Annotated in this window: 23 protein-coding genes; 8 read left to right on the top strand and 15 right to left on the bottom strand. The window is 66.3% G+C overall.

Annotated features, from left to right (window positions below; all coding sequences use genetic code 11):
- Window positions 1-42 precede the first annotated feature (42 nt).
- From FSV73_RS15890 to FSV73_RS15900, 3 genes are all read left to right on the top strand, one after another.
- Entirely contained in the window at window positions 43-1,404 is a 1,362-nt protein-coding gene (locus FSV73_RS15890; protein ID WP_186309249.1) for a cation:proton antiporter, read from the top strand.
- A gap of 196 nt (window positions 1,405-1,600) precedes the next feature.
- Complete coding sequence (gene trhA / locus FSV73_RS15895; protein WP_145008813.1) at window positions 1,601-2,227, top strand: PAQR family membrane homeostasis protein TrhA; 627 nt, start codon at window positions 1,601-1,603, stop codon at window positions 2,225-2,227.
- A gap of 143 nt (window positions 2,228-2,370) precedes the next feature.
- A complete protein-coding gene (locus FSV73_RS15900; RefSeq protein WP_145008814.1) occupies window positions 2,371-2,769 on the top strand; it encodes a septal ring lytic transglycosylase RlpA family protein in 399 nt (132 codons plus the stop codon).
- Window positions 2,770-2,773: 4 nt separating this feature from the next.
- Here the strand turns inward: FSV73_RS15900 and FSV73_RS15905 are convergent, their stop codons facing one another.
- On the bottom strand, window positions 2,774-3,790 hold the full coding sequence (locus tag FSV73_RS15905; RefSeq protein ID WP_145008815.1) for a GGDEF domain-containing protein: 1,017 nt from the start codon (window positions 3,788-3,790) through the stop codon (window positions 2,774-2,776).
- Between the two features lie 246 nt (window positions 3,791-4,036).
- On the opposite strand from FSV73_RS15905, the gene FSV73_RS15910 reads away from it, so the two are divergent.
- Both FSV73_RS15910 and FSV73_RS15915 read left to right on the top strand, forming a co-directional pair.
- Window positions 4,037-4,669 (top strand): DJ-1/PfpI family protein, encoded by a 633-nt coding sequence (locus FSV73_RS15910; RefSeq protein WP_145008816.1) that lies wholly within the window; start codon window positions 4,037-4,039, stop codon window positions 4,667-4,669.
- Window positions 4,663-5,286 (top strand): glutathione S-transferase family protein, encoded by a 624-nt coding sequence (locus tag FSV73_RS15915; protein WP_145008817.1) that lies wholly within the window; start codon window positions 4,663-4,665, stop codon window positions 5,284-5,286. Before FSV73_RS15910 ends, FSV73_RS15915 begins: the two co-directional genes overlap by 7 nt.
- 144 nt (window positions 5,287-5,430) lie before the next feature.
- Here the strand turns inward: FSV73_RS15915 and FSV73_RS15920 are convergent, their stop codons facing one another.
- From FSV73_RS15920 to FSV73_RS15960, 9 genes are all read right to left on the bottom strand, one after another.
- A complete protein-coding gene (locus FSV73_RS15920; protein ID WP_145008818.1) occupies window positions 5,431-5,874 on the bottom strand; it encodes a DUF2846 domain-containing protein in 444 nt (147 codons plus the stop codon).
- A 185-nt stretch (window positions 5,875-6,059) separates the two neighbouring features.
- Window positions 6,060-6,407, bottom strand: coding sequence for a cupin domain-containing protein (locus tag FSV73_RS15925; RefSeq protein WP_145008819.1), 348 nt, complete (start codon window positions 6,405-6,407; stop codon window positions 6,060-6,062).
- Between the two features lie 102 nt (window positions 6,408-6,509).
- Complete coding sequence (locus FSV73_RS15930; protein ID WP_145008820.1) at window positions 6,510-7,538, bottom strand: ABC transporter substrate-binding protein; 1,029 nt, start codon at window positions 7,536-7,538, stop codon at window positions 6,510-6,512.
- A complete protein-coding gene (locus tag FSV73_RS15935) occupies window positions 7,529-8,665 on the bottom strand; it encodes an NAD(P)/FAD-dependent oxidoreductase (RefSeq protein WP_145008821.1) in 1,137 nt (378 codons plus the stop codon). Before FSV73_RS15935 ends, FSV73_RS15930 begins: the two co-directional genes overlap by 10 nt.
- Window positions 8,662-10,023, bottom strand: a complete 1,362-nt coding sequence (locus FSV73_RS15940) for an NAD(P)/FAD-dependent oxidoreductase (RefSeq protein WP_145008822.1) — start codon at window positions 10,021-10,023, stop codon at window positions 8,662-8,664. The genes FSV73_RS15935 and FSV73_RS15940 overlap by 4 nt, the downstream gene beginning before the upstream one ends.
- Entirely contained in the window at window positions 10,020-10,310 is a 291-nt protein-coding gene (locus FSV73_RS15945) for a (2Fe-2S)-binding protein (protein WP_007160508.1), read from the bottom strand. Before FSV73_RS15945 ends, FSV73_RS15940 begins: the two co-directional genes overlap by 4 nt.
- 17 nt (window positions 10,311-10,327) lie before the next feature.
- Entirely contained in the window at window positions 10,328-11,122 is a 795-nt protein-coding gene (locus FSV73_RS15950) for an ABC transporter permease (protein ID WP_058779017.1), read from the bottom strand.
- 3 nt (window positions 11,123-11,125) lie between these two features.
- Complete coding sequence (locus FSV73_RS15955; protein WP_145008823.1) at window positions 11,126-11,992, bottom strand: ABC transporter permease; 867 nt, start codon at window positions 11,990-11,992, stop codon at window positions 11,126-11,128.
- On the bottom strand, window positions 11,989-13,008 hold the full coding sequence (locus FSV73_RS15960; protein WP_145008824.1) for an ABC transporter ATP-binding protein: 1,020 nt from the start codon (window positions 13,006-13,008) through the stop codon (window positions 11,989-11,991). Before FSV73_RS15960 ends, FSV73_RS15955 begins: the two co-directional genes overlap by 4 nt.
- 239 nt (window positions 13,009-13,247) lie before the next feature.
- Here FSV73_RS15960 and FSV73_RS15965 point away from each other — a divergent pair, with 239 nt between their 5' ends.
- On the top strand, window positions 13,248-14,078 hold the full coding sequence (locus tag FSV73_RS15965) for an IclR family transcriptional regulator (protein WP_145008825.1): 831 nt from the start codon (window positions 13,248-13,250) through the stop codon (window positions 14,076-14,078).
- Window positions 14,079-14,084: 6 nt separating this feature from the next.
- Here FSV73_RS15965 and FSV73_RS15970 read toward each other — a convergent pair whose 3' ends face one another.
- Complete coding sequence (locus FSV73_RS15970) at window positions 14,085-14,552, bottom strand: RNA methyltransferase (RefSeq protein ID WP_007160503.1); 468 nt, start codon at window positions 14,550-14,552, stop codon at window positions 14,085-14,087.
- 95 nt (window positions 14,553-14,647) lie between these two features.
- On the opposite strand from FSV73_RS15970, the gene FSV73_RS15975 reads away from it, so the two are divergent.
- Window positions 14,648-15,391, top strand: a complete 744-nt coding sequence (locus FSV73_RS15975; protein WP_145008826.1) for a class I SAM-dependent DNA methyltransferase — start codon at window positions 14,648-14,650, stop codon at window positions 15,389-15,391.
- Here FSV73_RS15975 and FSV73_RS15980 read toward each other — a convergent pair.
- Entirely contained in the window at window positions 15,388-16,146 is a 759-nt protein-coding gene (locus tag FSV73_RS15980; protein ID WP_145008827.1) for an SDR family NAD(P)-dependent oxidoreductase, read from the bottom strand. The two genes, FSV73_RS15975 and FSV73_RS15980, sit on opposite strands and share 4 nt — an antisense overlap.
- A 146-nt stretch (window positions 16,147-16,292) precedes the next feature.
- Here FSV73_RS15980 and FSV73_RS15985 point away from each other — a divergent pair, with 146 nt between their 5' ends.
- A complete protein-coding gene (locus FSV73_RS15985; protein WP_145008828.1) occupies window positions 16,293-17,177 on the top strand; it encodes a LysR family transcriptional regulator in 885 nt (294 codons plus the stop codon).
- A gap of 212 nt (window positions 17,178-17,389) precedes the next feature.
- Here FSV73_RS15985 and FSV73_RS15990 read toward each other — a convergent pair whose 3' ends face one another.
- The 3 genes from FSV73_RS15990 to FSV73_RS16000 form a co-directional block, all read right to left on the bottom strand.
- Window positions 17,390-17,806, bottom strand: a complete 417-nt coding sequence (locus FSV73_RS15990; RefSeq protein ID WP_145008829.1) for a hypothetical protein — start codon at window positions 17,804-17,806, stop codon at window positions 17,390-17,392.
- Window positions 17,807-17,893: 87 nt separating this feature from the next.
- On the bottom strand, window positions 17,894-18,367 hold the full coding sequence (locus tag FSV73_RS15995) for a GNAT family N-acetyltransferase (protein ID WP_145008830.1): 474 nt from the start codon (window positions 18,365-18,367) through the stop codon (window positions 17,894-17,896).
- Window positions 18,368-18,422: 55 nt separating this feature from the next.
- Window positions 18,423-19,556 carry a GGDEF domain-containing protein gene (locus tag FSV73_RS16000; protein WP_145008831.1) on the bottom strand — a complete coding sequence of 378 codons (1,134 nt, stop codon included), beginning with the start codon at window positions 19,554-19,556 and terminating at the stop codon, window positions 18,423-18,425.
- Window positions 19,557-19,575 lie beyond the last annotated feature (19 nt).

Consider the following 19,575-nt stretch of genomic DNA (forward strand, 5'->3'; position numbering starts at 1 on the left):
CCACCGCCTGACGCTCCTCTCGCCTTGGATCACGCTACCCACATGACTTTTCTCGTCTGGGTCGGGGTATTGGGATCATTGTTGATGATCCTCGCCCTGACCTCCGCCTATCTGCGTTGGCTGCCGGTGACCACCTCGGCCGTCTGTCTGGTGTTCGGCATGCTCATCAGTCCCATCGGCCTGGGCCTGGCCGAGGTCGACTTCCAGCAATCGGCCACCTGGATCGGCCACCTCACCGAGGTGGCGGTGCTCTTCTCGCTGTTCGTCAGCGGCCTCAAGCTGCGCCTGTCCTTCCACCGCTCCGCCTGGCACGGCGCCTACCTGCTGGCCGGCCCGGTGATGATCCTGAGCATCGCCGGGGCCTGCCTGGTGGCGCATTACCTGCTCGGCCTGCCCTGGGGCGTGGCCCTGCTGATCGGTGCCATCCTCGCGCCCACCGACCCGGTGCTGGCTGGACTGGTGCAGGTCAACCACGCCCAGGATTTCGACCGGGTGCGCTTCGGCCTCTCCGGCGAGGCGGGGCTCAACGATGGCACCGCCTTTCCCTTCGTCCTGCTCGGCCTGCTGCTCCTGCAGCACGGCGAACTGCAGTGGGGCTGGACCCTGGAGTGGTTCCTGAAGAGCGTGGTCTGGGGCGTGCCGGCGGGCCTGCTGCTGGGCTACGTCATGGGCAAGGGCGTGGGGCAGCTGATGATCTACCTGCGCATTCGCCACGGTGACAGTACGATCTCCCCCAACGATTTCCTCGCCCTGGCGCTGATCGCCCTGTCCTATGTGCTGGCCGACGAGATCGGCGCCTTCGGCTTCCTGGCGGTGTTCGCCGCCGGCCTCGGGCTGCGCCAGGCGGAAGTCCAGACGTCGGGCCATGCGGAAACCCCCTCCGAGCAGCTTGCGCAGCCGGTGATCGGCCATCTCACCGGGGCCCCCGAACACGCCACGGTGGCGCGGGCGGAGGACCTCGAAGAACCCAGGATGGCCGCCGGGGTGATGATGGGCGACATGCTCGCCTTCGGCAGCCTGGTGGAGCGTTCCTTCGAGGTGCTGCTGGTGACCCTGCTCGGCGTGGTGCTCATCACCCACTGGGACAGTCGCGCCCTGTTGCTGGGCGCCTTGCTGTTCGCCGTGATCCGCCCGCTGGGGGTGGCGACCATGCTGCCCTTCACCCGCATCGACCGCTTCCAGGGCGCGCTGATCGGCTGGTTCGGCATCCGTGGCATCGGCAGCCTGTATTATCTGTGCTACGCGCTCACCCACCACGTCACGGCGGACTGGGCCGGGACCATCGTCGACCTGACGCTGTCGGTGGTGGCGCTGAGCATCGCGGTGCATGGGGTGTCCATCCAGCCGCTGCTCGACCGCTACGAGCGCCTGACGGCCCGACGCGCGGCCGCGGCCAAGCCTTGAGGCGCGGCGCGGCGCAGCGGTCCACCGCGGGAAGAGCGATCGCAATGGTCATCTACCGCTCGTAGACTGCGAGCGGCGCCAGCGCGCCCGGCCCCGTTCCCTAGCGCCTGGCGTCCCGGCCAGGCTCCCCTCGGCACGGGTCGTGCTCCCGCTGGCCCATGCACGGTGACCCTTCCCTAGAACCCAAGGAGGACGCATGTATCACGGCGAACGGCTGAATGCCTGGACCCATCTGGTCGGTGCTCTGCTGGCGCTGGCCGGGGCCATCACCCTGGTGGTGCTGGCCAGCCTGGGGGGCGACCCCTGGCGCATCGTCAGCGTGGCCATCTACGGGGTGGCCCTGGTGATCCTCTACAGCGTCTCGACCCTCTACCACAGCGTGAAGGGGCGGGCGAAACGCCTGCTGCAGAAGCTCGATCACCTGTCGATCTACCTGCTCATCGCCGGCAGCTACACACCGTTCTGCCTGGTGACCCTGCGCGGTCCCTGGGGCTGGACGCTGTTCGGCATCGTCTGGGGCCTGGCCCTGGTAGGCATGCTGCAGGAAATCAAGCCACGCTCGGAAGCGCGCATCCTGTCGCTGGTGATCTACGCCACCATGGGCTGGATCGTGCTGGTGGCGGTGGGGCCGCTGCTGGAGCGCCTGGGCCGCGAAGGATTCGCTTGGCTGGTGGCGGGCGGGGTGCTCTATACCGTCGGTATCCTCTTCTTCGTCTTCGACGATCGCTTCCGCCACTGGCACGGCATCTGGCACGGCTTCGTCATGGCCGGCAGTGCGCTGCACTTCGTCGCCATCCTCGGCTACGTGCTGCCGCTGCGCTAGTGGCGGCCTGCGGGGCTCGTCACAGTTATGGCGGCCTATCGCCAGCCCGGGCGAACCTCCTGGCGCAGGGGCGGTTCAGAGCTAGCTGAATCGCCCCCCGTGCACCGCTTTCCACAGAACGAAGAAAAACAGGAAGGTGAAACGTGTTCATCCGTCCCAGAGTTCTCTTATTACTGCTGGCGCTCGCCTGCACCGCCTGCCAGGACAAGGACGCCAAGGTCGTCGCGGCGCCGGCCAAGAAGGAAGCCAGCTTCGAACAGCGCGGCAAGGCCTCTTTTTATTCGCGCAAGTTCCATGGCAAGGAAACCGCCAGTGGCGAGACCTTCAACAACAACGAACTGGTCGCTGCGCACAAGACCCTGCCGCTCGGCACCCGGGTAAAGGTAACCAACCTCGAGAACGACCGCGCCGTCATCGTGCGCATCAACGACCGCGGGCCCTACATCCGCGGGCGCATCATCGACCTCTCGCGCGCCGCGGCGCGGCGGGTGGACATGGTCGACGACGGCACCACTGCGGTGAAGGTGGAAAAGCTGGAGTAGCGCCTCAGTCGGCCCAGACCACCTGGTCCTTGCCCTGGCGCTTGGCGCGATAGAGGGCCTCGTCCGCCCGGCGCAGCAGGTCGCTCAGGGATTCCTCGCGCTGCAACCGCACCGCGCCGGCGCTGAAGGTGAGGGGGTGGTGCTCGCGTCGCGCCAGCGCCGTCCGCAGCCGTGCCAGGAGTTCGGCCAGGCGGGTGGCGTCCAGGCCATCGGCGAGGATGCCGAATTCCTCGCCACCGAGGCGACCGATCGCGAGCGCCGGGTGCAGGCTGCGCATCTCCTGTGCCAGGACGATCAGGGCTTCGTCGCCCCCCTGGTGGCCAAGGCGGTCATTGATGCCCTTGAAGTCGTCGACATCCAGCATGACGAAGTGCGCGGGCTGATCACCGCGGGCGCCGAGAAGGGTATTCAGCTGCTCCAGCAGCTTGCGACGACTGGCGATGCCGGTCAGGGCGTCGGTCTCCGCCAGGATGCGATAGCGCTCCTTGAGGAGGAAGGTGCGGCGCATCCAGTTGCTGTTGAGGTGGTTGTAGCAAATGCCGATGGCCAGGGTCGTGCCGGCCAGCATCCAGACGAGTTGGCTGGGCATGGTAGCCGGTGCCAGGTAGTCCTGACCGACGAAGAGAATGAACCAGGCGCCGGTGAGGGTGACGAGGTAGTCCCTCAGCCGGTACGTCAGGCCACAGGTACCCAGGGCGACCAGGATGGCGACTGGCAGGTTCCAGTAATGACCCAGTGCCCCGCCGTCGTCGATCTCTATGCGCAGGGCGAAGGTGAGCGCCCAGATATTGCCGATGAAGGCGAGGTTCATCAGGCGCGCGCTGCGGGCCAGGCTCAGCAGCGCGGTGACCCCCAGCAACAGCAGCATCACGGCGAAATAGCGGGGTTTGTAGGGATTGCCGATGAGGGGGTTGTTCAGCAGGCTCAGGGGCCAGATCACCAGGATGAGGGGCTGCAGGACCAGCCGGGAAACTCGGAATATCTGTCGGACATGACGCTCGTAACGAATTTCATCGTTCATCTGATTTCTGAACTGCTCGCGGTCCGTCGGTGAAGGCGTCGTGGGAGACCATCGAAGACGTATCGACGTGGCTCACCGATACGTTGCTGGCACCGGGCCATTATCGCGATAAAAAAGCCGCGTGCTAGAGCGGTTCGTTGGCGTTGGTCGGACTGTATGGCTGGCTTGTCGGCGCGCTGTATCTGGTCCGGATTCGGCCATGCGGTCGAGAATGCCAAGGTCTCCTTCCCGCCATAGGGCCGCGCCATGCACCTCGCCATCCTCACCTTCGACGGTTTCAACGAGCTGGACTCCCTGATCGCGCTGGGCCTGCTCAATCGCATCAAGCGCCCGGACTGGCGGGTTTCGCTCATGGCGCCCACGCCTTGGGTGACCTCCATGAACGGCGTGCGCCTGGAGCGCCAGGCCGGCTTCGACGAACTGGCGGATTGCACCGCCGTGCTGGTGGGCAGTGGCAGCCGCACCCGTGAACTGGCCCGGGACAGGGCGCTGCTGGAACAGCTGGCGGTACTGGATCCCACGCGCCAACTGATCGGCGCCCAGTGTTCCGGCACCCTGTTGCTGGCGCGGCTCGGGTTGCTGGACGGAGTACCCGGCTGCACCGACCTGACCACCAAGCCCTGGGTGCAGGAGGCCGGCATCGAGGTGCTGAATCAGCCCTTCTTCGCCCGCGGCAACCTGGCCACCGCCGGCGGTTGCCTGGCCTCCAGCTACCTGGCGGCCTGGGCCATCGCCCGGTTGCTGGGGCGCGAGGCGGCGGCCGAGGTGCTGCACTATGTGGCGCCGGTGGGGGAGAAGGAAGACTATGTGGCGCGGGCGCTCGGCAACATCGAGCCCTATCTCAGCCACCATTCCCTGGAGGTCGCTTCCGCATGCTGAAAGTTCTTGGCCGCGTTTCTTCGATCAATGTCCGCAAGGTGCTCTGGTGCCTCGACGAACTGGGCCTCCCCTACGAGCGGGAGGACTGGGGCGCCGGCTTTCGCTCGGCGCAGTCCGCCGAATACCTGCAGTGGAACCCCAACGGCCAGATTCCGGTGTTGCTGGATGGCGACTTCGTGCTCTGGGAGTCCAACAGCATCCTGCGCTACCTGGCCAACGCCCACGGTGGTGAAGCGCTGTATCCGCCTGAGGCCAGGGCGCGGGCACGGGTCGACCAGTGGCTGGACTGGCAGGCCAGCGAGCTCAATCCGGCCTGGAGCTACGCCTACCTGGCGCTGGTCAAGCAGCAGCCAGCGGAGCCCGATCCGCAGCGGCTGGCGGAGGGCGTCGCCGCCTGGAACGGCCGGGTCGCGGTGCTCGACGCCCAGCTGGCGCAGCACGGCCCCTATGTGGCGGGCGCCACCTTCAGCCTGGCCGACATCGTCCTTGGCCTGTCGCTGCACCGCTGGCGTTCCACCCCGATGGAGCGGATCGCGGCGCCGGCGGTGGATGCCTATCTCGAACGCCTGGCTACGCGACCGGCCTGGGCAGATTATGGGAGCGCTGCGACGCCCTGAGCAGGGTGCGCAATTGGGTTGAGGGAGCGGTAGAGAGCTTCGCGACGCTCCCATTGGGGCGGTTAGGAGGTGCCGCCTCCAACGTGGTTCCCGACCGATACTGCCGGAGTCCTATGCAGGCTCCGGCAGTAGCAGCGCTTACCTCTAATGCGCGAGCTTGCAATCCCGCACGCCTTCCTTGCCTTCGCTTTCCGGTACCAGGGTCAGCTTGGCGCCGCCTACGAAAACGCCCAGCTTGATCGATTGCCGGACATAGTAGTTCTGGCCTGCTTTGGCATCCAAATCGAGGGTGTTGTCCCCAAATTCGGATTCGGTGGCCAATACATGGTGACCCGGGGTGATAAGGCGATAGAAGTAGGTATGGGCGGCGGTTTCGCCAATCGTCTGGCCATCGATCTTCACCGTCTTCTTCAGTGTGGGACCGAGCGAGGAATCGCGAAATATATACAGGCCGGCTTGGTTCTGTGGCGGAGCGGCGAAGGTTTTCAGCGCCTGATCTTTTTCCGGAGACTCCATCGGAACGGATGCACAACCGGTCAGAAGCACCAGGCCCAAGGCCGCGGAGCACAGCATGAGTTTTTTCAACATGACTACTCTTCCTGAGTATGAACGTGGCGACACCGCGTGAGTGTCAGGCCAAGTTTTAGCCTCCCTGCTGAGTAGCGGACAAGCAGGCGTCGGAATGCCGGCGCCATCTGGATGACGAACGGTAGATCATTACGCATAGGTCACCGCAAAGCGCTCTAGTCAGGGCTTTGCAGCGACGTGAGAGGTCAGGCGAAGACGAAGTACTTGCGCACCGTCTCGACCACTTCCCAGGTGCCCTTCATGCCGGGTTCGACGACGAAGATGTCGCCGGCTTTCAGGTGAATGGGCTCCTGGCCATCGGGAGTGATGATGCAGTAGCCCTCCTGGAAGTGGCAGTACTCCCACTTCACGTAGTCGACGCGCCATTTGCCGGGGGTGCAGATCCAGGTACCCATGATCTTGCTGCCGTCATCGGAGGTGTAGGCATTGAGGTTCACGGTATGGGGCTCGCCTTCGATGCGCTCCCATTTGCAGGCATCGACCACGGGCAGGGGGTGGGTGTCGCGCAGAACGGTGATGGGCGGGTTGGCCATGGCGGCTCTCCTGGTGATGGAAGCCGCCAAGGGTGAAGGGTCGCCCCGAAGCTGAGTTGTCCAGGGTCGACACCCACCGGTGTGTTTGCGCTGTTCGAGCGACTAGCGCTCCACCTGCCGATTCCAGCGGGCGTTCCACTGCGGCCGTACCTTGTTGACCTCGTCCCAGTCGATGGTCACGGCGGTCTTCAGGTAGTTCTGCATGGCTTCCACCTGGCCGCGGGTCTTGTCGGTGGTGGGGGTGTTGGGGTTTGACGGGATCTGGTCGCCCAGTTCCAGCGCCGGGGCCTGGGCCTCGGGGGTCAGCAGGTATTCCGCCAGTTGCTGGGCCAGCTCCGGCTGGTCGTTGTTGGCGGTCACGCATTCGGCGACGTTGAGCACCACGGCGCCTTCCTTGGGCGGCGCGTATTCCACCGGGATGCCCTTGAGCTTGAGTGCGGTGACCTGGGTGGGCGTGAGCGGGAACAGCGCCGCCTCGTCGGTCTGCACCATCTCCGAGAGCTTGGCCGAGCTGGGAATGTACTCCAGCACATTGGGGCCGACGGTGCTGGACCAGGCCTTGAAGCCCGGATCGACGTCCTGCTCGGTGCCGCCCTTGAGGCGGTTGAACATCAGGAAGCCGTGCAGGCCGAAGGTGGAAGAGGACAGCGACTGGAACACCACCTTGCCCTTGTACTTGGGATCGGCAAGGTCCGCCCAGGAGGTCGGCGCGGCCCAGCCCTGGTCCTTGAACAGCCGGCTGTTGTAGGCGAGACCCGTCACGCCCAGGCTGACGGCGGCCGCCTGGTCCTTGATCTTGGCCTTGTCGGGGATCTGCGCCAGGCTCGCGCTGGGCTTGAGCGGGCTGCACAGATTCATGCCGATGGCGCGGTACATGATGCCGTCATCGAGAAACATCACATGGATCGGCGGCTTCTGCGGACTGGCCTGGACCTTGGCGAGGATGTCCGCCGAGGTGCCTGGCACGATCACCACCTTGACGTTGTGCGCCTTCTCGAAGGCGGGCAGCACGCTGTCGGCGTAGAGGCGCTCCATGGTGCCGCCATTCATGCCGAGGTAGAGCGTCGGTTCGGCCACGGCGGCCAGGGGCAGGCCGGCGAGGGCCACGAGCAGGACAGGGGTCAGGCGCATGATTGGGAACTCCTGGGCTGGTGAGGGAAACGGGCGATGGAAAAGGCCTGCAGGCTGTGCCGGGGGGCACCCTGCAGGATGCACTCGGCCAGGGCTTCGCCAGCCGCCGGCCCGATCTGAAAGCCCGCGCCGGCAAAGCCGAAGCCGTGTAGTAGGCCGGGGGTGGTGAGACTGGGGCCGAGCACCGGCTGGTGATCCGGCAGATAGCCCTCGACGCCGCTCCAGGTGCGGATCGCCTGGGCACCGCTGAGGGCCGGATAGAGTTCGGCGGCGTTTCTGAGGATGTCGAGGATGGCGAGCTGGCCGGGGCGCGCGCGATCGGCGTCGAGGGCGAAACCGCGCCCGCCGCCCAGCACGCAATTGCCGCGCGCCACCTGGCGGGCATAGATGCCGCCGCCTTCCACGCCGGTACTGGCGGTCATGAACGGCGGCAGCGGTTCGGTCACCAGCATGGCCGGATGGGCCGCGGTGAGAGGCACCGGCTCGCCAAAGCGGGCGGCCAGCGCCGCCGCCCAGGCACCCGCGCAATTGAGCAGCCAGGGCGCGCTCAGGGTCAGGCCGCTGTCGGTACGGAGCTGGAAGCGCTGGCCGTCGTGCTCGACCGCGGTCACGGCGGTCCGTTCGAGGATGCGGGCGCCGGCGCGGGCAGCCGCCTGGGCGAAGGCCGGGGAGACCAGGCGCGGATTGGCGTGGCCGTCCTCCGGGCAGAAGGAGGCGCCCACCGCGATGTCGCCGACCCAGGGAAAGCGCCGGCGCAATTCGCCCCGGTCGAGCAGTTGCAGATCGAGGTCGAAGCCCTGGCTGGCCTGGGCATAGGCCTGCAGGGAGGCGAAGTCGGTGTCGCTGCGGGCCAGCTTGAGGTGGCCGGATCTGAGGTATTCGCCATCGGTACCCAGCAGGTCCCGCAGCCCGCCCCAAAGCTGATGGGCGCGACTGGATAGCGGCAACTGCACCAGCGGGCGGCCCTGGCGGCGTACCCCGCCATAGTTGACGCCACTGGCCTGGGCGCCGCAGAAGTTGCGTTCCAGCAGGGCGACGCGCTGGCCGCCCTGGGCCAGGAACAGCGCCGCGCTGCTGCCGACGATGCCGCCGCCGATGATCAGGACATCCACGTCCAGCCGGCTCATGGTGCCAACTCCACGCCAAAGGGCAGCGGCTTGATCGGCGCCTGGGCGCGCAACCGGCCGATCTGCTCCAGCGGGCGACCACTGGCGCAGGCGATCAGCTCGGCCGCCGCGGCGCCGCAGATACGCCCCTGACAGCGGCCCATGCCGACCCGGCAGGTGGCCTTGACTCTGTTGATCTCCCAATGGCCCTGGGCCACGGCGGCGCGGATCTCGCCGGCGCTGACCTGCTCGCAACGGCAGACCGTGACTTCGTCCGGCGCCTTGGCCGCCCAGTCCGCGGGGAAGGGAAAGGCCCGCTCCAGGCCCTGGCGAAAGACCTCGAAGCGCGCCAGGCGTGCCTGCAGGACCTGGATGCGCGCCCTGTCCACCGCTACGCCGCGATCGTCCAGCAGACTCAGGGCCGCCAGTTCGCCCGCCAGTTCGGCGGCATCGGCGCCCTGGATACCGGCGCCGTCGCCGGCCAGGTAGACCCCGGTCTGACTGCTGCGCCCGCCCGGATCCCGCACCGGCAACCAGGCACGATTGAGAGCGCTCCAGGCGAAGTCGCAGCCCAGCAGATCGGCCAGCTGGGTCTCGCTGCGCAGCGTCTGGCCGAAGCCCAACGCGTCGCACGCCAGCCGGTGCGCCTCGCCATCGGCGGCGCGCCAGCGCACGGCAGCCACCCGGCGTTCGCCTTCGACGGCCAGGAGTTCGGCACCCTGGTGCACGGGTACGCCGTGCAGCGCCAGCCAGCTGCGGTAGTAGAGGCCCTTGGCGAAGGTGGCCGGCTGGCCGAGCAGGGCTGGGCTGGCCGCGGCCTGGTCGCGGAAGGGCGCGCTGTCCAGCACCGCCAGCGGCGTGGCCCCGGCCTTGGCGTATTGATAGGCGACGAGATAGAGCAGCGGGCCGGTACCAGCCAGCACCGGGCGGCTGCCGATGGCGCAGCCCTGGAACTTGAGCGCCACCTGGGCGGCGCCCAGGCTGTAGACGCCAGGCAGCGTCCAGCCCGGCACCGGCAGGATGCGGTCGGTGGCGCCAGTGGCGACGATCACCTGGTCGAAGGCCAGGCGATCGACATAGCGGCCCTGACTGAGGGTATCCAGGGCGTGTGCTTCGGCATTCCACACCAGGGTGTCGGGTCGATAGTCCAGTTTCGCCTGCGCGGCTTCCAGCGCGCCGTGCAGCGCCTGGGCCTTGCCGGCTTCGAAGCCGTACAGCGCCTTCCTCGGCCGCCGGAAATTGGCCGGTTGCTGGCGATAGATCTGGCCGCCACCGCGGGCGCTTTCGTCCAGCAGCACCGGCTCGAGGCCATGGGCGACCAGGGTCTGGGCCGCGCGAATGCCCGCTGGGCCGGCGCCCACCACCACCACGGCGCTCACAGCGGCCGCCCCGGATCGCGGCTGACCTGCTGGCCCGCCTCGAGAAAGGTGGCGCAGGCGCGCACCCGGCGACCATCGGCCAGGCGCACCCAGCAGTCCTGGCAGGCGCCCATCAGGCAGAAGCCGGCACGGGGTTCGCCGCCGAAGTCGCTGCCGCGCAGGTGATCGCTCTGGGTCAGGATGGCGGTGAGCAGGGTATCGCCCTGCAGGCCCTCGGCCGGCTGGCCGTCGAGGGTGAAGGCCAGGGTCGGGCGGTCGCGTTCGGCCACCCGCTTGAGCAGTGCCATGGAGGGGTCTCGGCTGTTCATTGTTTGCCCACCAGCACGCGATCCAGGCCATAGATGCGGTCGAGCAGGATCATGGTGGCCGCGGTGAGGGCGATCACCAGGGCCGACACCGCCGCCATCATCGGGTCGATGGATTCGGTGGCGTAGACGTACATCCGCACCGGCAGGGTCTGGGTCGCCGGGGAGGTGACGAAGATCGACAGGGTCACCTCGTCGAAACTGTTGATGAAGGCCAGCAGCCAGCCGCCGGCGACGCCGGGCAGGATCATCGGCAGGGTGATGCGGCAGAACAGCGTAGTGCGGCTGGCGCCCAGGCTCTCGGCGGCCTGCTCGGCGCTGCGATCGATGCCGATGGCGGCGGCGATCACCAGGCGCAGCACATAGGGGGTGATCACCACCACGTGGGCCAGCACCAGCCAGCTGAAGCTGCCGTTCACCCCCAGCAGGGCGAACAGCCGCAGCATGGCCACGCCCAGCACCAGGTGCGGGATGATGATCGGCGAGAGGAACAGGCCGTTGAGCAAGCCCTGGCCGGGAAAGCGGTAGCGGGTGATGGCCAGCCCCGCCGGCACCGCGATCAGCGTCGCCAGGGTGGCCGACAGCGCCGCCAGCTGCAGGCTGTTGTAGAAGGCGGTGAGGAAGTCCGCCCGCTCGAACACGGCGGCGAACCAGCGCAGCGAGAAGCCGGCGGTGGGCAGGCTGAGGGTGTTCTCGGGGGTGAAGGCCACCAGGCAGACCACCACCAGCGGCGCCAGCATGAAGACCATCACCAGGGTATGGAAGGCGAGCCCGAGCGGGCCGTTGCGGGTCATGGGTCAGACTCCCAGGGCACGTTTGTAGCGGCGTTCCACCAGGCGATTCCAGCCCAGCATCACCAGCAGGTTGAGCAGCAGCAGGGCCACCGCCAGGGTGGCGCCCATCGGCCAGTTGAGTTCGGCCAGGTACTGGTCGTAGATCAGGGTGGCGACCATCTTCAGCCGGCGTCCGCCAAGCAGGCCGGGGATGGCGAAGGAACTGGCGGCCAGGCCGAAGACGATCAGCGTTCCGGAGAGCACCCCGGGCAGCACCTGGGGCAGCACGATGCGGCGCAGCACCGTCAGGTGACTGGCGCCCAGCGACAGTGCGGCCTGTTCGGCGGCGGGGTCGAGCTTCTGCAGCGAGGTCCACACCGGGATGATCATGAAGGGCAACATCACGTGGACCAGGCCGACGACTACCGCGAAGGGGGTATAGAGCAGCTTCAGCGGGCGCCCGCCCAGCGCCACGATGGCCTGGTTGACCAGGCCGTCGGCGCCCAGCAGCAGACTCCAGCCAAAGGCGCGCACCACCACCGAGATCAGCAGCGGCGTCAGTACCAGGATCAGGAAGATCGAGCGCCAGGGCGCGCCCATGCGACTGAGGACGATGGCTTCCGGTACCCCGATCAGCACGCAGAGCAGGGTGACCAGGGCGCTGATCCAGAAGGTGCGCAGGAAGATCTCGTAGAAATAGGGGTCGCCCAGCAGGCCCAGGTAGTGGGCCAGGGTGTAGCTGCCTTCCTTGATCCCGGTCTCGTAGTCGAAGACGTTGAACGACAGCGCCAGGGTCAGCGCCAGGGGCGCCAGCAGCAGTCCGGCGAACAGCACCAGGGCCGGGGCGCTGAGCAGATAGGCGCGACCGGTGCCGCGCAGCAGGCTGCTCATGCCGCGGCCTCCGCGGCTTCCAGGCGGCGCAGCAGACTGTCGTCCCAGTGCAGCCCGACGCGCTGGTCCTCGTCCAGCGGCGGCAGTCCATCGTTGCTGCGCAGCACCGACACCTCGCCCAGCGCCGTCTCCAGGCGGTACAGCCACTGGCTGCCAAGGAAGAAGCGAGTCAGCACCCGCCCTTGCAGACGCCCCTCGCCGGCGGGACGCAGCTCGATCTTTTCCGGCCGCAGCGAGATCGCCAGGGTGCCACCGGCGGCGATCTGCGGCCGACCCTGGGCATCCAGGCTGCCGGGCAGCAGGTTGGCCTTGCCGACGAAATCGGAGATGAATCTGTTGCGCGGATGTTCGTAGAGCCGATAGGGCGCATCCACCTGGGTGATGCGCCCGGCCTCCATCACCACCACCCGGTCGCTGATCGACAGCGCCTCGGACTGGTCGTGGGTCACCATCAGGGTGGTGATACCGACCTCGCGCTGGATGCGGCGGATCTCGAATTGCATCTCTTCGCGCAGGTGGGCGTCCAGGTTGGACAGCGGCTCGTCCAGTAGCAGCACCGGCGGGGCTATCACCAGTGCCCGCGCCAGGGCCACCCGCTGGCGCTGGCCACCGGAGAGTTCGCGGGGATAGCGCTCGGCGTGCTGGCCCAGGTGCACCAGGCCCAGGGCCTCCTCGACGCGGCGCGCCAGCTCGGCGCCCGCCACCTTGCGCATGCGCAGGCCGAAGGCGACGTTGTCGCGCACCGTCATGTGCGGGAACAGCGCATAGCTCTGGAAGACCACCCCGAGGCCGCGACTGGCCGGCTTGGCGTGGGTGATGTCCTGGCCGTCGAGCAGGATGCGTCCGCTGCTGACCTCGACGAAGCCGGCGATCATCTGCAGGGTGGTGGTCTTGCCGCAGCCGGAGGGGCCGAGCAGGGAGACGAATTCGCCGCGCTCGATGGCCAGGGTCGAACCGGCCACCGCGTAGCTGTCGCCGTAGCGCTTGCTGAGAGTGTCGAGAGTCAGGAAAGCCATGGCCGCAATGCTCCTCCGGTCGCGCCCACGGGGACGGTGGGCAAGGTGTGGGCAGGGCGAAAGACAGCCTGGATCGGGGACGTTGGCGCTCGCTCGACTGGCGGCGTCCGGTGATTGTGAGTATCGCCCTATGGACCTGAAGGTAAAGGCGACCTAGGATGCAGGACAAGCAGGTTTTTCACTGAATGAACTCTTTTTTCGGATTTATTCATTCAGTGAAATATTTCGGAGTGCCGAAGATGGAAGATTCCAGTGAAAGAAAGGCGGCGGCCGGTGAGGTTGGCGTGGGCGCCATCAGCCGGGTGTTCGCCGTGGTGCGCGCCCTGGGTGAGGGTGATCCCGAGGGCGAGAAGGTCACCCGCCTGGCCGAACGCGTGGGCCTGTCGCAACCCACCACCCACCGGCTGCTGCGCGGCCTGGTGGAAGAGGGCATGGTCGAGCAGTGCGCCCGCAGCAAGAGATACCGCCTGAGCCTGGACTTCTTCGCCCTGGCGGCCCGCGCTGGCCAGGTCGGCAACCTGCGCGACCTGGCGCGGCCGAGTCTGCTGCGGCTGTCGGCGTCCCTGGGCGATTCGCTGTTCCTGCTGGCGCGCAGCGGCTTCGACGCCATGTGCCTGGATCGCAGCGAAGGGCCCTATCCGATCCGCACCTTCACCGGCGATATCGGCGGTCGCGTGCCCCTCGGTGGTGGCCAGGGCGCCCTAGCGATCCTGGCCTTCCTACCCGAGGAAGAACGCGAAGAGGTGATCCGCTACAACCTGCCGCGGCTGCGTGACGCCCACCACTACGACGAGGTGCTGCTACGCGCCGAGATCGACAACGTCCGCCAGCAGGGCTACGCCGCGCGCAACACCGGGGTGCTGGCCGGCATGGCGGGCCTTGCCGTCCCCATCCTCGACCGCAATGGCCGGGCGGTGGCGGCCCTGAGCGTGGGCACCCTGAGCGAACGCCTAAACGCCCAGCGCCTGCCCACGGTGATCGAATTGCTCAAGCGCGAGGCCGGAGTAATCTCCGCACGCATCAATCCCTTCGATCCGGTGCTGCGCCGACCGACCCAGGGGTTTGGTTGAAAGGGGTTAGAAAAGGGGGCCAGAGCGGGTGTTATTGCCCTTCGCCAGCCGGTCGTAGAGCACCACGTTGACCGTGGCCGCCAGATTCATGCAGCCCTGGGTGGGGATGTACACCACGTCTTCGCACCAGTCGCGCAGCTCCTGGCTCAGCGAACCGTCCTCGGCACCGAACAGATAGAGCGCACGATCGGGATGGGTGTACTCGGGCAGCGGCCGGGCGCCGTCCACCAGCTCCACCGCCACCGGCACGCAGCCCAGCGGCAGGATACGGCGCAGGTCGTCGATGTTGATCAACGGAATGTCCTGGTGGACCTTCTTGGTGTCGGTGACGAAATCCTTGGCGCGGTCATAGCGGGTACCGGTATAGAACACCGAGGCCACTCCGTAGCAGCCCGCCGCCCTCATGATGGAGCCGACGTTGGACGGCGACTTAGGGTTGCTCAGGCCGATGCAGGCGTATCTCTTGTTACTCACGTCAAAGGACTCTGGGGAAAACGCCAGTATAAAGGCTCGATCACGGCTAAAACCGACTAAGATGCGCGCCCGCGTCTCCCGCCCCGAGCCCCACGATGTCCGCCACCGCCCTCTACACCGACCTGTCGGCCTACTACGACCTGCTCTGCGCCGACATCGATTACCGGGCCCAGAGCGAGGCGGTCTTGCGCTTGCAGCGCCTGTTCGGCAACGGCGGCACCCGCCATCTGGACCTCGCTTGCGGCACCGGTCCCCATGTGCGGCATTTCCTCGATGCCGGCTTCCGGAGCAGGGGGCTGGACCTCAATCCGCCAATGCTTGCCCAGGCCGCGCTGCGTTGCCCCGAGGCCGAGTTCTCCTGCCAGGACATGTGCGCCTTCGAGCTGGAGCAGCCGGTCGATCTGATCACCTGCTTTCTCTACTCCCTGCACTACAGCGGCAGCCGCGCACGGCTCCGGCAATGCCTGGCGCAGGTCCACACGGCCCTGACCCCCGGTGGTCTGTTCTGCTTCAACGCCGTCGACAAGCGCCGCATCGACAATGGCTCCAGCGTCGGCCACAGCCTCGCGCGGGCCGATGGCCACTTCAGCTTCGCCTCCGCCTGGCACTATCCGGGCGAGGGCGAGCACCAGCAACTGCGCCTGCGCATCGAACGCCGCCACGCCGGCCAGCAGCAGACCTGGCAGGACGAGCACCCCATGGTGGCGGTGGCCTTCCCCGAATTGCTGGCCCTGCTGGAGCCGCAGTTCGAGGTCCAGGTGCTGGAGCACGACTACCAGCGCATCGAGCCCTGGGCCGGCGAGGCGGGCAATGCGCTGTTCGTCTGCGTCAAGCGCTAGTGGGCATGGGCATGCATCCCGCCATCCACCGCGATCACGTCGCCGGTGAGGTAGCGCGCCAGCGGTGAGGCGAGAAAGGCCACCACCTGCCCGACGTCTTCCGGCTCGCCGAAATAGCCGATGGGAATGTGCCGGGCGATAAAGGCCTGGCGCGCCTCGGGCGTCGGATGCAGCCGCTGCAGGATCTGCTCGGAATTGATCCGCCCCGGGGCGATGGTGTTGACCGTGATGCCCTCGGCCGCCAGCTGGCTCGCCAGCCCCTTGGACCAGAACTGGATCGCCGCCTTGGCCGCCCCGGCGCCGTTCACGTCCCGCGGCTCCATGCTGCCGCTGAAATTGACGATCCGCCCCCAGCGTCTTTCGCGCATCCCGCCCAGCAGCGCCTGGGTCAGGCGGCGGGTGGCGGTGAAGTTGAGCGCCCAGGCTTCTTCCCAGGCCGCATCGTCTGCCGTTATCGAAATCGGTCTTGTGCCGCCGGCGTTGTTGACCAGAATATCCACGCGGCCCAGTCCTTCCTCGGCTTCCCGCGCCAGGCGCTGGACGTCCTCGGCATCGGTTATATCCGCGGCGATCACCAGCGGCCGGACATGACCCGCCGCCACGATCTCCTCGGCCAGGCCCTCCAGGGCGTCTCGTCGCCGCGCGGTGATCGCCAGCCGAACGCCTTCGGCCGCCAGGACGCGGGCGATGCCCACGCCTATGCCCATGCTGGCGCCGGTGACCAGGGCGGTACGCTCGTGTAGTTGCAGATCCATGATCGATTCTCCAGTAGCAGCTGTAGGTTGGGTTGAGCGCAGCGAAGCCCAACACTCCTCTGCCTCACCCACATCGCTAGCCTCACCCACCACCCAAATGAGATAAACGCCGTTTGAGTGCGAGGATTCCTTATCAGGAGTGTGGAATGGATCTGCTCGACAGCATGCAGGTGTTCGTCGCCGTGGTGGAGCGCGGCAGCCTGGCCGCGGCGGCCCAGGCGCAGGGCATCTCGCCGACCATGGCCGGCAATCATCTGCGCGCCCTGGAAAAGCGCCTCGGTGTGCAACTACTGGTGCGCACCACCCGGCGCCAGCGGCTGACCGCCTTCGGCGAGGGCTACTACGCCCGCTGCCGCGAGATCCTTGCCCTGGTCGCCGACACCGACCGCCAGGCCGAAACCCAACGCCTGGCACCCGCTGGCATCCTGCGTGTCTCCGCACCGGTGTCCTTCGGCACTTACGGCCTCACGCCACGACTCGGCGATTACTTCGAGCGCCATGCCCAGGTCACCCTCGATCTAGTGCTGAGCGACCGGGTGCAGGACCTGGTGGAGGAGGGCATAGACGTCGCTATCCGTATCGGCGAGCTGGCCGACTCCTCCCTGGTGGCGCGATCTTTGGCGCCCTACGTAGTGTGGTGCTGCGCTGCACCGGCCTACCTGGCGCGCCGCGGTACGCCGGAGCGCCTGGCCGATCTGGAAACTCACGACTGCCTCGGCATGGACGCCCGCGCCCTGGCCCAATGGCGCACCCAGACCGGCGCCACCTTCGGCCCATTGCCACCCGGCCGCCTGCACCTCAGCAACGGCCCCGCGTTACGCCTGGCCGCCCTGCAAGGCCTTGGTGTGATCCTCCAGCCAGCCTTCCTGCTGCAGGACGACGTCGCCACCGGCCGGCTGGTCCGGCTCTTCCAGGGCCATGAACTCACCCGCCCGCTGACTGCGCTCTATCCCCAGACGAGATGGCGCTCGGTGACGGTGAGGAGCTTCGTGGAATTTCTGTTAACGGAGTTCGGCGGAAAGTCTTCATAGCGAGGAAAGCGAGCCGAGCACAGCCTTCTCTAGCCATGGCCATATGACCTACATCCAGAGGCCGCTTGGACAGGCGTCGTGTTGTTCACCCTATGGAGTTTGAACTACGGCAGTGAAGGGCGTTGTGCGGATTTTCCGCGTCGACACTCAAAGATCTGCGCGAGGCTATGTTGGCACTCATCAATCGCCTATGTTGAACCAATGGGCCGAGATTATAGTTTTTCTGCTATTTTTTGCATTTGGATATCGTCTATATCCGATGTGAAGTTAAAGTATTTTACTATCCATTTTTCTCCATTGTAATAGAGTTTCCAGGTGAGCAGTGCTGGGCCGGTCTTTAATCCAACTATATAAGCTTGTGCGATATAGCTTTTGCCATAGTCGACTTGTTTTATTAGTTCGTGAAATTTATAGCCTCCATTTCCTTCCACGACCTTCAGTATCAAGTCGCTTGGAATTTCTTCCGTCTTTCCTGCCCCTTTTCCGATGAAAGAAAATGCCTCAATTGTCTGTCCTTGCTTTAGCAAGTCAAAGAACTTGTCAGGTATGCCAGAAAAATCTTGCGGAGAAGAGTAGGCAGTTCGAGAGATGGTAAAGGCTAATAGGAGAATTAGTACGTTCCGTGTCATGATTAGTCCTAGCAAGGAAGGTGTGAGATCTGGCAAGGCCAGATTATGGACCTTTTTAGACTAATTCCATGTGTGCAAGACTAACGGCTATTTAATCCGATAAGTCGCTGTGAATAGACATTTCTCCATAAACACACTCAACGGACCATCCCGATACGCCCCAAAAGGACCACGCCGTTGGTAGCCCACTGCCGAATACAACGACAGCGCCTCGGGTTGGTAAGGACCGGTTTCCAGCCTTGCCCACTCGCATCCCGTAGTCAGCGCTGTGGCTTCCAACTGAGCGAGCAGACGTTTAGCAAGGCCTTGGCCGCGCGCTGCCGGCTTCACATACATCCGCTTGATCTCGCCATAGCCTTCATACAGCACCATGGCCCCACAGCCCAGGGCACTGCCGCTGTCATCGCGGGCGACCAGGAACAGTACGTTCGGCTGCAGGAGGGACGTGAGATCGAGGGCGTAGCGACTCTCGGGTGGATAGAGGCCGTCCTGGTAGGCATCCAGCTCGGCGATCAGGGCGATCACCTCGGGTTGGTCGGGCGATTCGAGGGTGATGGGCATGGCGGCTCCTATCAGGCAATCGCTCGAGCCTAAGCCATAATCCCCCGGCAGCCCATCATCCCAGGCTCACCCGTAGACCATCGCGCCCGCCGCGTTTGGCCTCGTAGAGCGCGCTGTCGCCTTGTTCCAGCAAGGCCGCCAGGCTGGCCGGCGGGCGCTCGAAGAGCACGGCGCCCAGGCTCAGGGTGACCGGTTCGGGCGTGTTCAGGCGTTGTATGGCCAGCTGGTTGAAGCGCTGGCGCAGGGTTTCGGCCAGGCGCACGACCTCGAACTGGGTCGCCTCGCCCAGCAAGACGACGAACTCGTCGCCGCCCAAGCGCGCCGCCAGGGCCTGGCGGGGCAGGGTGCTGCGCAGCAGGTCGCTCAGGGCGATCAGGAGGCCGTCGCCGGCGGCGTGGCCATGGAGGTCGTTGACCAGCTTGAAGTTGTCCAGATCGATCAGCAGCAAGGCACCCGGACGCTCCACGGTCGCCTGGACCAGCAGGTGCGGGGCCTCCGCTTCCAGGGCGCGGCGGTTGTAGAGCCCGGTGAGGGGATCGCTGCCGGCCAGGCGTTCGATGTGCTCTTCGCGCCGATAACGCACCGTACCGGTCATGGACAGGGCGATCAGCATCACGGCGACCACCCCTTCCACCAGCGAAATCTGGATGATGGCGCCGCGATACACCGTCAGGTCGATCAGGGTGCCCGGGGTGAGCGGCGGGATCATCTTGGCGAAGTAGAAGAGTCCGTGCACCAGCAGCACGACGTGCAGTTGCCGCTCACCCGCGTTGCGCCGCCGCAGCAGCAGGCTCGCCCGCACCGCCAGGATGCCGATCAGCAGCGATTGCACCACCAGCATCACCTTGGACCACCAGGGCTCGTTGGGCAGCAGCAACAGCCCCAGCCAGATGATCGCAAAGGCCCACCAGCCCAGGCTCGGGCGGTGCCCGACGAAGCGCGCCACGCCGATCAGGAAGAGGCCGTGCACCAGGATCAGCTGACCATTGGCGTACCAGATGCCCACCAGCAGCAGCCCCTGGCTGCGCAGGAGGGCGAGGATGCAGCCCAGGCTGATCAGCGCGAAGCCCGCGCTCCAGTATAGCAGCGCCGATTCGCGTACCGATCGCCACTCGATGGCTAGATAGCCCGCCGCTGCAGCCGCCAGGGCGATGGTGAGGGTCAGCATGGTAGGGGCATCGAGTGCCATGGGCGAGACGAACCTTGGT

Origin of the sequence: Pseudomonas oryzihabitans (genome assembly GCF_007665395.1) — a bacterium.
Classification (GTDB): Bacteria; Pseudomonadota; Gammaproteobacteria; order Pseudomonadales; family Pseudomonadaceae; genus Chryseomonas; species Chryseomonas psychrotolerans_C.

What these genes read in the sequence shown, in the direction of transcription:
- FSV73_RS15960 (WP_145008824.1), bottom strand. Translation starts at nt 13,008, where the DNA reads ATGGCTTTCCTGACTCTCGACACTCTCAGCAAGCGCTACGGCGACAGC.
- FSV73_RS15935 (WP_145008821.1), bottom strand. Translation starts at nt 8,665, where the DNA reads ATGAGCCGGCTGGACGTGGATGTCCTGATCATCGGCGGCGGCATCGTC.
- FSV73_RS16000 (WP_145008831.1), bottom strand. Translation starts at nt 19,556, where the DNA reads ATGGCACTCGATGCCCCTACCATGCTGACCCTCACCATCGCCCTGGCG.
- FSV73_RS15985 (WP_145008828.1), top strand. Translation starts at nt 16,293, where the DNA reads ATGGATCTGCTCGACAGCATGCAGGTGTTCGTCGCCGTGGTGGAGCGC.
- FSV73_RS15980 (WP_145008827.1), bottom strand. Translation starts at nt 16,146, where the DNA reads ATGGATCTGCAACTACACGAGCGTACCGCCCTGGTCACCGGCGCCAGC.
- FSV73_RS15955 (WP_145008823.1), bottom strand. Translation starts at nt 11,992, where the DNA reads ATGAGCAGCCTGCTGCGCGGCACCGGTCGCGCCTATCTGCTCAGCGCC.
- FSV73_RS15950 (WP_058779017.1), bottom strand. Translation starts at nt 11,122, where the DNA reads ATGACCCGCAACGGCCCGCTCGGGCTCGCCTTCCATACCCTGGTGATG.
- FSV73_RS15975 (WP_145008826.1), top strand. Translation starts at nt 14,648, where the DNA reads ATGTCCGCCACCGCCCTCTACACCGACCTGTCGGCCTACTACGACCTG.
- FSV73_RS15915 (WP_145008817.1), top strand. Translation starts at nt 4,663, where the DNA reads ATGCTGAAAGTTCTTGGCCGCGTTTCTTCGATCAATGTCCGCAAGGTG.
- FSV73_RS15965 (WP_145008825.1), top strand. Translation starts at nt 13,248, where the DNA reads ATGGAAGATTCCAGTGAAAGAAAGGCGGCGGCCGGTGAGGTTGGCGTG.
- FSV73_RS15945 (WP_007160508.1), bottom strand. Translation starts at nt 10,310, where the DNA reads ATGGCACTGCTCAAGCGGGTGGCCGAACGCGACCGCCCGACCCTGGCC.
- FSV73_RS15990 (WP_145008829.1), bottom strand. Translation starts at nt 17,806, where the DNA reads ATGACACGGAACGTACTAATTCTCCTATTAGCCTTTACCATCTCTCGA.
- FSV73_RS15995 (WP_145008830.1), bottom strand. Translation starts at nt 18,367, where the DNA reads ATGCCCATCACCCTCGAATCGCCCGACCAACCCGAGGTGATCGCCCTG.
- FSV73_RS15925 (WP_145008819.1), bottom strand. Translation starts at nt 6,407, where the DNA reads ATGGCCAACCCGCCCATCACCGTTCTGCGCGACACCCACCCCCTGCCC.
- trhA (WP_145008813.1), top strand. Translation starts at nt 1,601, where the DNA reads ATGTATCACGGCGAACGGCTGAATGCCTGGACCCATCTGGTCGGTGCT.
- FSV73_RS15920 (WP_145008818.1), bottom strand. Translation starts at nt 5,874, where the DNA reads ATGTTGAAAAAACTCATGCTGTGCTCCGCGGCCTTGGGCCTGGTGCTT.
- FSV73_RS15910 (WP_145008816.1), top strand. Translation starts at nt 4,037, where the DNA reads ATGCACCTCGCCATCCTCACCTTCGACGGTTTCAACGAGCTGGACTCC.
- FSV73_RS15890 (WP_186309249.1), top strand. Translation starts at nt 43, where the DNA reads ATGACTTTTCTCGTCTGGGTCGGGGTATTGGGATCATTGTTGATGATC.
- FSV73_RS15905 (WP_145008815.1), bottom strand. Translation starts at nt 3,790, where the DNA reads ATGAACGATGAAATTCGTTACGAGCGTCATGTCCGACAGATATTCCGA.
- FSV73_RS15930 (WP_145008820.1), bottom strand. Translation starts at nt 7,538, where the DNA reads ATGCGCCTGACCCCTGTCCTGCTCGTGGCCCTCGCCGGCCTGCCCCTG.